Annotated in this window: 11 protein-coding genes; 7 read left to right on the forward strand and 4 right to left on the reverse strand. The window is 39.6% G+C overall.

Translation table 11 applies throughout. The features are described from left to right. Positions 1 to 227: 227 nt before the first annotated feature. A complete protein-coding gene (locus H0W62_06945) occupies positions 228 to 2,396 on the forward strand; it encodes a T9SS type A sorting domain-containing protein (protein ID MBA3648272.1) in 2,169 nt (722 codons plus the stop codon). Positions 2,397 to 2,532: 136 nt separating this feature from the next. Here H0W62_06945 and H0W62_06950 read toward each other — a convergent pair whose 3' ends face one another. Then, on the reverse strand, positions 2,533 to 3,621 hold the full coding sequence (locus H0W62_06950) for a molybdopterin-dependent oxidoreductase (GenBank protein MBA3648273.1): 1,089 nt from the start codon (positions 3,619 to 3,621) through the stop codon (positions 2,533 to 2,535). A gap of 116 nt (positions 3,622 to 3,737) precedes the next feature. Between H0W62_06950 and H0W62_06955 the strand changes: the two genes are divergently transcribed. Both H0W62_06955 and H0W62_06960 read left to right on the forward strand, forming a co-directional pair. Then, positions 3,738 to 4,781 carry a hypothetical protein gene (locus H0W62_06955; protein ID MBA3648274.1) on the forward strand — a complete coding sequence of 348 codons (1,044 nt, stop codon included), beginning with the start codon at positions 3,738 to 3,740 and terminating at the stop codon, positions 4,779 to 4,781. After that, on the forward strand, positions 4,768 to 5,244 hold the full coding sequence (locus H0W62_06960; protein MBA3648275.1) for a hypothetical protein: 477 nt from the start codon (positions 4,768 to 4,770) through the stop codon (positions 5,242 to 5,244). Before H0W62_06955 ends, H0W62_06960 begins: the two co-directional genes overlap by 14 nt. 42 nt (positions 5,245 to 5,286) lie before the next feature. Here H0W62_06960 and H0W62_06965 read toward each other — a convergent pair whose 3' ends face one another. The 3 genes from H0W62_06965 to arfB all read right to left on the reverse strand — a co-directional run bounded on the left by H0W62_06965 (position 5,287) and on the right by arfB (position 7,885). Beyond that, positions 5,287 to 6,087: a UbiA prenyltransferase family protein gene (locus tag H0W62_06965; GenBank protein ID MBA3648276.1), complete on the reverse strand. Its 801-nt coding sequence runs from the start codon at positions 6,085 to 6,087 to the stop codon at positions 5,287 to 5,289. A 109-nt stretch (positions 6,088 to 6,196) separates the two neighbouring features. Then, positions 6,197 to 7,384: a homogentisate 1,2-dioxygenase gene (locus H0W62_06970; protein ID MBA3648277.1), complete on the reverse strand. Its 1,188-nt coding sequence runs from the start codon at positions 7,382 to 7,384 to the stop codon at positions 6,197 to 6,199. A 93-nt stretch (positions 7,385 to 7,477) separates the two neighbouring features. Then, positions 7,478 to 7,885, reverse strand: a complete 408-nt coding sequence (gene arfB / locus H0W62_06975; protein ID MBA3648278.1) for an aminoacyl-tRNA hydrolase — start codon at positions 7,883 to 7,885, stop codon at positions 7,478 to 7,480. A 102-nt stretch (positions 7,886 to 7,987) separates the two neighbouring features. Here arfB and rplU point away from each other — a divergent pair, with 102 nt between their 5' ends. The 4 genes from rplU (at position 7,988) to H0W62_06995 (ending at position 12,073) form a co-directional block, all read left to right on the forward strand. Continuing rightward, positions 7,988 to 8,284 (forward strand): 50S ribosomal protein L21, encoded by a 297-nt coding sequence (rplU, locus tag H0W62_06980; GenBank protein MBA3648279.1) that lies wholly within the window; start codon positions 7,988 to 7,990, stop codon positions 8,282 to 8,284. A gap of 32 nt (positions 8,285 to 8,316) precedes the next feature. After that, complete coding sequence (rpmA, locus tag H0W62_06985) at positions 8,317 to 8,607, forward strand: 50S ribosomal protein L27 (protein MBA3648280.1); 291 nt, start codon at positions 8,317 to 8,319, stop codon at positions 8,605 to 8,607. A gap of 281 nt (positions 8,608 to 8,888) precedes the next feature. After that, on the forward strand, positions 8,889 to 9,938 hold the full coding sequence (locus H0W62_06990) for an AI-2E family transporter (GenBank protein MBA3648281.1): 1,050 nt from the start codon (positions 8,889 to 8,891) through the stop codon (positions 9,936 to 9,938). A gap of 245 nt (positions 9,939 to 10,183) precedes the next feature. Next, positions 10,184 to 12,073, forward strand: a complete 1,890-nt coding sequence (locus tag H0W62_06995) for a T9SS type A sorting domain-containing protein (GenBank protein MBA3648282.1) — start codon at positions 10,184 to 10,186, stop codon at positions 12,071 to 12,073. The last annotated feature ends 59 nt before the right edge of the window (positions 12,074 to 12,132 follow it).

The raw sequence follows: 12,132 nt of genomic DNA on the forward strand, positions 1-12,132 counted from the left end.
TTCTTCTTACAGATGCTCTTTCGATTCTCTTAATCGACCTTAATCTTAATGATTGAACTTCATTTTTTACCCGCTCAGTACATAATATTCAACTGTCAGCAATACTTTTTTTTTCTTATCCTGTTTACCACATTGTTTTGCCCCGTATTTCGGATAGTTCGCTAAGATACTTCGTCATGCTAATTCCCTTCACTATTAATTCAATCAAATCTTAAAATTTTGCTTACGTGAAAAAAATGATCCTTATAGCATTATTTGCCGTTACTCAATACTTAACCGGTACGACAGTTTGGGCACAGGCTCCGTCAATTACTTCCTTATCAAACAGCACATTGGCACAGGCCGGAAGGCTGAAGATAACTGGCAAAAACTTCGGTGCTACCCAAGGCACCAGCTATGTAACCATTGGCGGATTTAGTGCTCCGGTAAGTAATTGGACTGCTACCTCTATCACTGCTTATGTTCCCGACTCATCACCTTTGGGGGTTGACCAGGTACAGGTGGTTACATCCACTGGCTCCAGTAACACCCAGCCTCTCACCGTCACTAAACGTGTAGTGAACGGACGTGTGTTATGGCGATTCCAGGTACAAGATCTGTACATCCAGGGTCGCCCGGGCATTGGTCCCGATGGAACCATTTATACCCTCAGTATCAACGGTCATCTCTTTGCTCTAACGCCTGATGGTGGTGTAAAGTGGATCTTTAATGTAGTATATGGAAGCGTTCAATCTGTATCTGTAGGTAATGATGGCACTATCTACTTTGCAGGCTTAAATGTGATATATGCCATTAACCCGGATGGAACCTTGAAATGGAAAGTAACGGACCCCTCCGGCTCACTGGTTGACGTAGGACCTACTGTAGGACCTGACGGGAACATCTATGCTGTCACGGATGATGCAGGTTTGCAAGGCGGACTTGGTGCTATTTCTATCTCACCCGCGGGGAATATCATTTGGAATATCCCCGGTTTCGTGCATGCAAACGGAGAGGCTGGTCAAACCAAGGAGGTTGTATTCGGGTCGGGGCAACTCTATTTCGAAATGAACAATATAAACAACAATACCAACGGCCTTCAGGCAGTCACTCTTGGTGGTAATATACAGTGGACACAGCCGGGCACAGGGCAACCTGCAGTGGCGCCTGATGGTACTGTTTATGTGATATCTGCTTACCTGACGAATAGTTATGCCCAGATCAGCAGCTATGATCCCCAGGGAAATCTTATACATAATTATTTCGGAAACGGCACTACCAATTTAACCTACCCTGACGTAGGTTCGGATGGTAATTTCTATGTAGGTCAAAACTTATCGACCTTAATGGCAGTAAAACCAAGCGGTGATATTAAGTGGCAGATTGCAGAGAGTGGCATTTTAGGAGGACCTATTGTTAGTAATGGAAACACACTAGTGGCCGTTGGGGGTTATAATATCGGTTTCCCGGGATATGTTACGGCTGCGAGCACTGCAGGTTCCACCGTTTGGACCGTAAATTTGCCATTTGAGAACGGCGGTTCTGTAAGGCCTATGTCGCGCCCCCGCTTTTCTACAAACGATTCGATGGTTTACGTGGGCATGGATGTGAATGATGGAGCTCAGGATGTATATACGTATCTCTATGCTTTCAATGCCGGTCCTGCAATCTGTACGGCTCCCACGGTTTCAGTTTCAGCAAATGGAGCAACATCTTTTTGCAAAGGCGGAAACGTACTGCTTAGTGCATCAGCCAGTGCAGGCGTAACCTACCAGTGGACAAAAAATAATGTAGCTATTTCGGGAGCAACAAATGCAACCTACTCTGCAACTACAACCGGTACTTATGCATTGAATGTTACTAACTCTTGCGGAAGTACAACTTCTAATTCTATTAATGTCACTTCCAATAAGAAGCCGGACGCAACGGTTACACCTTCTGGAATCGTGAATATATGCGCAGGGCAAACAACTACGCTTACAGCTAACACAGGAAATAACCTTTCTTACCAATGGATCAGAAACGGTACAAACATATCGGGCGCTACCAATAGTACTTACAGTGCAGCAACAGCAGGCAAATACAAAGTGGCTGTAACAAATACCGCCACTGGCTGTACTAAAAATTCTGCAGTAACTACCATCTATATTACCTGTAAAGAAGCGATACCTGGTGGGAGTCTGGAATTGCAGGTTTATCCTAATCCCACTAATGATGCATTTAATTTGCAGTTGAATGATGGTAATACTTACGAGATCCAAATCAGCGATGCGTCTGGCAGAATATTGAAAAGTTATCACCAGGTAAAAAGCAGTTTATTATTTGGAAATGATCTGGTACCTGGAATGTATTTCCTTAAGGTAAGTTCAGACGATAGCCTTGTTAAAATTATTAAGATAATGAAGACAGAATTATAAGTTTTCCGGAATTAAAACTCAGAGAAGCCATTTCAATAGTTAATTGAAATGGCTTTTTCTTAGCTTTCAATTTAACTGCTATTCATTAGCCTGAAAATAATTTACAAATAGACTATTCGAAAATTTATGAGGCTAATTAACCGTTTGCTTTTACGGTTATCTTTACCCGGTGCCAGGCATTATTCATATATCCTTTAAAATTCCAAACGTCTTTTAAATCCTCTGGCTGAGTATTTAATTCCATATCAATAGCACGGGCTATAATTTCGTGTGCTCCATTTTCTAATTTCAACTTCGTTTCCCAAAACGTCCACGCATACCGTTCCCCTCCTTGCGAAAGTGACGCGATGGTCCAGGTTTGACCGCTGTTTGTTGAAACTTCAACTCGCAAGATTTCTTTTCCTCCATTACCTATCGCCCATCCTTGTACCGTTATCTTCCCATTATCAAGTTCTGCATTGTTTAGAGGTGAAGTGATGGCGCAATTTACATTCAGCTCACTTAACTGTACCCCGGAATTCCAATCCACGGTATCTGCATCTGCTTCCGGCGGAAATAATCGATAAGCATGATCCTGAAAATAATTTTTGGAAGGCTCAGCTTGCAAGGTGATCTGGTTGAGCCATTTTACACTTCGGGCACCAATATATCCGGGAACTACAGCACGCAATGGAAAACCATGAGTCGGTGGTAATGGCTTGCCATCCATTTCATAAGCAAGCAGCACTTCTTCACTCATAGCTTTCTCTATAGAAATGGAAGCACCAAAGCCCACATTCTCTCCATGCCGGAATACTTCATCAGCACCTATAAATTCTATATAGCGTGCAGCAGGGCTTACACCACACGCTCTTAAAATTTCATTTAACGGTACGCCAGTCCAGTAGGTATTTCCAATAGCGCCTTCTTTCCATGGCACTTCACCAGGGATCGGTGCAACAGAAATCAATTCAGTCCGGCGATTTCCTGCGCATTGCAAAGTTGCCATTACAGTGCGTCTTGTGAAGTTGTTCCTCAGGCTTTCCATCGTGAACTCTAATTCGTGATTTACCATACCATTTATCTTTAATCGAAAAGCAGAAACATCAATTTCAGGTATTTCACCATGGTTGCGTATGTAGAATTCTTCGTAGGGTGTTATAAAATTTTCACGCAGCTTGCTCAACGGCGGCTCCGCATTTACAGGGTTGGTTGTGTGAATTATAAGATTTGGATCTTTATCCATATCTGAAGTTTTGAAGTAGTTTACAAAGATAAGAGTACAATGTAAAGACTGATGGTCGGCATAACTGCTAAGTACTGCTAAGTTTTTAAAATCTAATATCTTGTTGGCAATACACTATGAATATCGAAATAATAACCAGCTCAAGAAAGCAACTTTATTACCGGCTTATTGCCCTCTGGGCAGTTTGTGAAGGTATGCTTGGCGGAATTATTCACGGATTCAACCTGCCGGTAACCGGATTAATTGTCGGGAGCGGAGCGGTAATTATCATCTGCCTTATTGGATTTTTTGTACCTGAAAAGGGTTCGATTATTAAAGCAACCATTATCGTTGCAATTTTTAAATTGATGCTGAGTCCCCAAAGTCCATTGCCTGCTTACTTTGCAGTGTTTTTTCAGGGAATAACCGGTGAACTGGTTTTCTCTTTTCTACGATCAATAAAGGCACCTGTTACAGGAAGGTTTTACAAAATCTTATGTATCATTTTTGCAACACTTGCACTGATGGAATCAGGCCTTCAGCGGATTGTTGTTACAACTCTTATTTATGGGACCGCTTTCTGGAAAGCTGTAAATGATTTTATTAACGGACTTACCCATCAGAAATCCATTTCCAACTATAGCTTATTGATTGCCGGATCATATGTTGCACTCCATTTTATTGCTGGATTATTTATAGGATTTACAGCCGCCACAATTCCTGCTAATTTGAGAAAATGGAAACAGTTATATCAGCCGGGAATTTTAATCAATACTGAAGAAACTATAGTTCCTAAAACAGCAAAAAAAAATACCTTTTGGAGAAAGGGCTTGTTTTTAGTGTGGACCGCTTTGCTCATGCTCTTTTTTCAATCTGAATTTAAAGTTGGAAGACCGCTTTTATCTTCTGATGATACCCTTCACATTCTCATCCGTTCTGCATTGATTTTTTTAAGCTGGTATTTCCTCGTCAGCCCTTTGCTTACTTTTTTTATGAAGAAATGGCTGGAAAGGCAAAAAATAAAATCAAAATCAACCATAAATGATATTTTACTATTAATACCGTCCATCAAATATTTATTATTAAAATGCTGGCAATATTCAAGAGATGAAAAGGGTTTGAGAAGGCTTCAGAAATTCTTGAAAATAGCTCTGGTTAATTCCCTTTATGAATGTAGCTGAAAGGAAAATATGGATCCTTTCAGGGCCTGTTCAATCAGGAAAAACCACGCGGCTTCTTATGTGGTTGCACAATAAAAAAAATGTATGGGGAATTCTGACTCCTGTCATTAATGGTCAGCGCTTTTTCATGGATGCTTCGAACAAAGAAATATTTGCAATGGAGGCCATTCAGGGAGAAACAGATGTAATTGCAGTTGGGAAATATATTTTTAGTAAAGATGCATTCGTTATGGCGGAAAAGGTTCTGCAAAATTCAATTCACAAAAAAGGATATCTGATTGTTGATGAAATTGGAAAGCTGGAGATCAGGGGAGAAGGATTTTGCAATGTACTTTTTGAGATACTGAATCATGCTGGTCAGGAACTTCGATTGATATTAGTAATACGTGAGGAATTGTTAGATGCCGTATTACAATTCTGGAATATTAATAAATATCAAAACTTCAATGAGTTGAATGAATAATTTTTTAACCGCAATAGAAATCTATTTTATTTGTAAATGAAACTATCTCAATATCAGCATAAGTATAAATGCTGCGGAAAGAGTTACCGAGCTTAGCATATTCAGCGTCATGGTGCGGTCAAACGAGATTACCTCTTTTCCTTTCCTGAATTCATAATACCACCTTAGAAAATAAATATTGACCGGAAGTATAGCAAGCAAATAAATGAGAGTTGAAATCCATTGCTTTTCGAAATAAAATAATGCAACAAGAATTAATGATGCAATGAAAAAAATAAGGGAAGCAAATACAAATGTTCCATTGATACCAAGCAACATACTGAGTGTTCTGTCTCCATGAATACGATCTTCTTCATGCTGATAAATTTGAGTTACCGGATAGGAACCAAGCAAAAAGAGCGTGCTTACCATTCCGAATACTAAGTTTTCACCTATAGGGATATTTAAGTTTCCAGCTCCAGCCTGAACAGCCAGGTAGGTAAATAATCCCTGAAATAAAGTAACTGTTATTGCTCCTGAAACAGGAAATTTTTTTAACCGTATTTTATGCCAGCTATATGCTTTTGAAACCATGAGGTATATAAAAATCATAAGCGCAAAGCGGATATCAATAAAGGCTGCAGTACCAATTGAAGCGATATCAAAAACAATGACCAGATACCAAAGTTCAACGGACACTTTCGGCGGATGCTTCAAGCCTCCTATACTTTTTTCGTCCTTGTCACAATAGCTGTTGTATCCATTGCTGGCAGGATAAACTAAAAAATGTAACACTATAAAAACCAGGATCGCTTTAAAAATATCCACATGAATATTAAGCAATGCAAACCAATAAACCGGCATTAAAAAAAGAGAAAAGGGAATGCGCAAAAGACGAATTGCGTTCCACCAATTGCCGGGGGAAGAAGGTGCATTCAACTCTATGAATCGTTCCGGTCTGTTATAAAATTTTTCAGGGTATCATCAATTCGTCGCGGTCCTTATCGTTAAGCCAGGAAAGGTGATAACTCTTATCTTCGATCTTCACGGCCTCTTCTGTTAGCTGGAGCGGGTGAAAGGTATCAATCATTACGGCTAATTCTTTAGTCTCCTTTGCCCCAATACTTTTTTCAACGGTACCCGGGTGAGGTCCGTGCGGAATACCTCCCGGGTGAATAGTGATCATTCCTTTTGTTACATGCTTTCTGCTCATAAAATCACCGTCTACGTAATATAAAATTTCATCACTGTCCACGTTGCTGTGGTTATATGGGGCGGGGATTGATAACGGATGATAATCAAACAACCTGGGGCAAAAAGAACAGACCACGAAGTTCCTGCCTTCAAATGTCTGGTGAACAGGCGGCGGCTGATGAATACGGCCAGTGATAGGTTCAAAATTATGGATTGAAAATCCCCATGGATAATTATAGCCGTCCCAACCAATTACATCGAACGGATGATACAAATAATGGTAGGGATACATCATGCCTTTCTTTCGGATGTAGATGAGGAAATCGCCTTTTTCATCGTGAGTTTCCAATTCTTTAGGAACTTTTATATCCCGTTCATAATACGGAGCATGCTCCAGCAATTGTCCTGCTTCATTTAAATATCTTTTTGGAGGAACAATAGGGCTAAAAGACTCGGCAATAAGTAAGCGATTGTTTGAATCATTAAAATAAATCTGGTAAATAGTTCCACGCGGAATAATTAAGTAATCGCCATATTCGAAATCAATATTGCCATACATTGTTTTAAGCGTGCCGGAACCAACGTGAACGAATATCAGCTCATCGGCGTCTCCGTTTTTCATGAAATAATCTGTGGTCGAACTTTTAGGTGCAGCGAGAGAAATGTGAACGTCACTATTTACAAGTACGGGTTTCCTGCTTTTTAAGAAATCATTTTCGGATGCAATGTCAAACCCATCAAAGCTCCGGTGAAGCATTTGCCTTGGGGCCGCTAGTTTTGGCTCAACGGAATAAGGCTTGTCTACCGATTTAATCATGGTAGGTGCATAATTGTGATACAGCAATGAATAAAGACTTGAAAAGCCTTCGGTGGAAAACAACTGTTCAGAATATAGTTCACCCCCGGGTTTTCTAAATTGGGTGTGTCTTTTTGGAGGAATGCTTCCTAATTTGTGATAATATGGCATTACATTTTTTTACGCAAAATTAATCTATAATCAGGGATGATATCGAGCAGGAACAGAACTCAAGTATCTAATAACAACCTGTGTATAGATCTTCTAATCAAAACTACCTTTTCTCATTTCTTTCTTTTCTGAATGTCTTTTCTTTAGCTGTAATCGTTTTGCTTTTTGAGCTGCCGTAAGTGCAGTTGGTATGCGCTTCTTCTTTTTCTCAAGCGCTTTTGTAAGCAATTCATCAAAACGCTGGATCGCTTTTTTCTTATTTGCAAATTGTGACCTTGCTGTTTGGCAGGATATCATCAATCGCCCTTCTGAGTTGATCCGGTTTTTCAGTTTTTGAAGTATAAGATTCTTCTGATCATCAGTGAGTGAAGAGGTATTCTTTACATTGAAATATAGTTCCACCTTTGTCTCTACCTTATTTACGTTCTGACCGCCTTTACCACCACTTCTGGCAGTTTTAAAGTCAAGCTCAGGATGTAGAATGGAGACATTGAATGCCATGGTTGCATCAGTTATTCGTAAAAACCAGGAGGTAAAATTAAAATTCCTTTGGTTTGGACGTTTAGGTGGTATCATTTATCTTTGCACACTCAAAAAAAACACATGTACGCAATTGTAGATATTGCAGGTCAGCAATTTAAGGTGGAGGCAGGGAAAGAAATTTTTGTGCATCGTTTACAGGGAAATTCCGGCGACAAAGTGGAATTCGGTAACATACTTCTGCAAATTGATAACGGCTCCATCTTAAAAACGGATGCTCCCAAGGTTTCAGCAACCATTGTTGAGCACCTGAAAGGGGATAAGGTAATTGCATTTAAAAAGAAGCGCAGAAAGGGATACAAAAAGAAGATTGGCCATCGCCAGTACCTGACTAAAATTAAGATTGAAGCAATTGCATAATGGTTTAAAATTTACATTCGAAATAGTTTTATATGGCTCATAAAAAAGGCGAAGGCAGCTCTAAAAACGGCCGTGATTCGCATGCACAGCGGTTGGGTATAAAAATTTTTGGTGGACAGGCGGCAATTCCGGGAAACATCATTGTTCGACAGCGCGGAACAAAATTTTATCCCGGCAATGGAGTAGGAATGGGTAAAGACCACACCATCTTTGCTATGGAAACAGGTATAGTACAGTTCCAAAGAAAACGGGGGGAAAGAAATTATATCAGCATAATTCCAGGCAAAGATCTCACGGTAGTAGATCCTCCCTCACCTTCTTAATAACAAATATTTTATTGATGCAACCCTTCTACTGCGGAAGGGTTTTTTTATTTTATCACTATTCATCACTTATTTACTGTAGCTTAATATATTTCGTATCTGTGACAGAATCAATCAACAATTTTCAGTTATTCGGGTTACTATAAATGTTAACAGCTTAGTAAATTTACATAGTAAAAATCATCCTATGACAGACAAGTTCAAATACTCAGGAATTGCTTATTAAGCTGAATTATTTTATATAAAAAAAGTTCAATTTCACACATAATAAATTAATTGCTTTGAAAAATTCTTACTCCAAGTCTGACCCGGTGCGCATTCTTATTGGGATTGCAGCCTTTATGATTGTAGTCGCTGGCATTCGTTCGGTGGCTCCAATTATCAATCAGCTTCTGCTTGCAATAATTATAGCACTCACTTTAAGTCCGTTAATAACATGGCTTATGTCGAAAGGCCGATCTCATACAACTTCAGTTATCATTACTGTTTTGGTTGCTGTAATCGGGGGCTTGGCCCTGGCGGGTATGTTTGGTGTAGCATTGGCTGGATTAATTAAACAGTTACCTCAGTATACCAGCCAGTTTACAGAGTTGAAAGCAAGTTTTGAACAGTATCTTAATGATATGCGAATTGATTCAAGCATCGTTATGGGGGCTGCTCCCGACCCTTCAGAAATTGTTAATATCAGCACTCAAATCCTGAGTTCTATCAGCTCTGCCCTTGGTACTACCTTAATTGTCTTGGTGATTGCTGCTTTAATGCTGGCTGAAGCGCCACAGCTTACCCAAACTTTGGTAAGCCTTAGCCCGGGTGCTACCAATTTTATGCAAAAAGCGTATAAGATCAGGACTGAAGTGATGCGCTATCTTTCCATGCTTGGGCTTATGAACTTAATGATAGCAGCAGGTAACACTATAGTCTTTTTTATACTTGGGGTAGATTATGCAATAGTTTGGGGTGTTTTATCCTTCTTTCTTGCTTTTGTTCCTTATGTAGGATTTATTTTATATGCCGTGGCACCCATGTTGGTATTATTAATAGAAGCAGGCTGGATTAAAGCAATCATACTAATAGGGTTACTGTTTGCAATAAATTTTGTAGTGGATAATGTGATTAAGCCGATTTTTATGAAGGGAGGATTCAATATTTCCTTTCTGGTCATTATGCTCTCTTTTATTTTCTGGGGATATATATTCGGCGCAATCGGTTTTATTCTCGCAGTGCCGTTAACCATGACGGCTAAAATACTTTTGCTCGATGAAGAGCCCGATGTAGATGTAAGATTACCTGGTGAAGAAGATTATGACTCACGAAAAGTTGGGAATGTATAAGGTCTGAACATATAATTTGTTTCGGTTACCTCATTGTAGATGTAAATTATAGAAGAAGAAGCTTTTATCTAAAAAGTCTTCTTATAGCGTGGGAATTTAATCTGAAGACCTCTCTCATTCAGTTCCAAATAATTCTTGTTCAGAATCAATTTTAAGGGTTTCGTAAGTAATATCCATTTGAAGCGAACCCTGAGATTAGAATAATAGTTTGATAGCCAAACCTAAAACTATTTAACTAATTCAACATGAACTTACAAAATTTTAAAAAACAAACAGGACTTCTGATGGGCAGCATTTTGCTGTTATCATCTAACTCCTTTTCACAGTCACCAGGTGAGCTCGATCCATCGTTCAGCAGTGATGGCATCGTTACCACGACTGTTGGTACTTCCAATGAACAGGCTTACGATATAGCCATTACCGCTGATAATAAAATTGTAGCCGTAGGCCAAACCTGGAATGGCAACAACAATGATATGATCGTGATTCGATACAATGCAGATGGTACCCTTGATAATAGTTTCAGTGGTGATGGCATTGTTGTTACGCCTGTTGGTGCAGGAAACGATTACAGTGAAGGAGTTGCTTTACAAGCCGACGGAAAAATTGTTGTATGTGGTGAAACCGAGCAAGGCACCGAGCTTGATGTAATTGTGCTGCGGTATAATACTGATGGCACTCTTGACCAGACTTTTGATGCTGACGGAAAAAAAATAGTGGACTACGGTCCCGGCGATGACATAGGGCGTGATGTGAAAATACAAGTTGATGGCAAGATTATTATATGCGGAACCACCTTTAATGGCAGCAATAGCGATTTATTGGTTGCACGATTTAATACCAATGGTTCGCCTGATGTAAGTTTTAATACAACAGGATATGTTAAAAAACCAATCGGTCCTGGTAATGACGCTGTGTTTCAATTAGAGATTCAGCCTGATGGCAAAATTGCAGCTGGCGGGTATATTTCCACAGCATCTGCGGGTGATCCTGATGTTTTATTAATACGTCTGAATGCAAATGGAACGATGGATAACACCTTTGATGGTGATGGTATTTCCATTACCCAATGGGGAGGCGTTTCTGCAAACGCGGGCAGTGCCTATTGCCTCGAATTACAAAGCGATGGTAAGATAGTAATGGGAGGTCGTATTGAAGTACCCCCCCTTGGTACTTATTCAGGCAGAATGGTAGTTGCGCGTTATAACAGCAATGGAACATTCGATCAAAGTTTTGCAAATAATGGAATTTTTGATATATCCATTTCAACCACTGGCGTTAATGTAAGTGAAACTATAAACGACATTGCTATTCAGGCCGATGGAAAAATTGTTGCTACTGCATCATCATACTATGGAATGCCACCAGCATCTTTTCTTCTTTTAAGAATTACTACGAACGGAACATTAGATAACTCTTTTGGTGGAGGTGATGGATATGTCTTTACGGATATAGGAAACGATAATCTGGAAGATCTTGCCACTGTTGTAAAGATTCAACCCGATGGAAAAATTATACAGGGTGGATATACTTTCAATGGAAGCAATAATGATGTAGCTATTGTAAGATATTTAGCTGAAGGATCGGGTCCTGCTAATTGCTTTTCTGCACCGCTCTGGTTATTTGCTGATAACATTGGGAGCACAAAAGCAACAGTTCACTGGGATCCTTTAACAGGTGCTAATAAATACAAAGTGCAGTACCGTGTTTCTGGAACAAAAACCTGGTCATCTGTAAATGCAACAACTAATGAAAAAACACTGAAAAACCTGACGGCTTCGACCACTTATGAATACCGTGTTAAAGGTATTTGTGCTAATGGTTCCAGTCCATGGAGCAATACGTCAACCTTTACAACATCCGCTTTACGGATGGATGCTCTTTCTTCCAATCCTGAAGAATTAACTGTGAGCATATATCCCAACCCGGCCTCCGATGTTCTGAATATTTCTGTCAACAAGGAAATATCAAACGGAACCATTATTATTCATGATATAAATGGAAGAACCATGTTATCTCAAATGATAATGAATAATAACCAGGTGGATGTCAGTACACTTTCACCAGGAGTTTATATTGTAGAAGTCAGGGCCGAAAATCTTTTAAGTACATTTCATAAAATAATAGTGAACTAGAATAAGGGTAACATCATCATTTAAAGGGCTGCTTCGGCAGCTCTTTTTATTTGCTAAGC

This window comes from Chitinophagales bacterium (genome assembly GCA_013816805.1).
Lineage (GTDB): Bacteria > Bacteroidota > Bacteroidia > Chitinophagales > UBA10324 > MGR-bin340.

Excerpts from the sequence above, each read along its gene's own strand:
- H0W62_06950 (MBA3648273.1), bottom strand. The coding sequence starts at position 3,621 with ATGGATAAAGATCCAAATCTTATAATTCACACAACCAACCCTGTAAAT.
- H0W62_06955 (MBA3648274.1), top strand. The coding sequence starts at position 3,738 with ATGAATATCGAAATAATAACCAGCTCAAGAAAGCAACTTTATTACCGG.
- H0W62_06960 (MBA3648275.1), top strand. The coding sequence starts at position 4,768 with ATGAATGTAGCTGAAAGGAAAATATGGATCCTTTCAGGGCCTGTTCAA.
- H0W62_06965 (MBA3648276.1), bottom strand. The coding sequence starts at position 6,087 with ATGCCGGTTTATTGGTTTGCATTGCTTAATATTCATGTGGATATTTTT.
- H0W62_06970 (MBA3648277.1), bottom strand. The coding sequence starts at position 7,384 with ATGCCATATTATCACAAATTAGGAAGCATTCCTCCAAAAAGACACACC.
- arfB (MBA3648278.1), bottom strand. The coding sequence starts at position 7,885 with ATGGCATTCAATGTCTCCATTCTACATCCTGAGCTTGACTTTAAAACT.
- rplU (MBA3648279.1), top strand. The coding sequence starts at position 7,988 with ATGTACGCAATTGTAGATATTGCAGGTCAGCAATTTAAGGTGGAGGCA.
- rpmA (MBA3648280.1), top strand. The coding sequence starts at position 8,317 with ATGGCTCATAAAAAAGGCGAAGGCAGCTCTAAAAACGGCCGTGATTCG.
- H0W62_06995 (MBA3648282.1), top strand. The coding sequence starts at position 10,184 with ATGAACTTACAAAATTTTAAAAAACAAACAGGACTTCTGATGGGCAGC.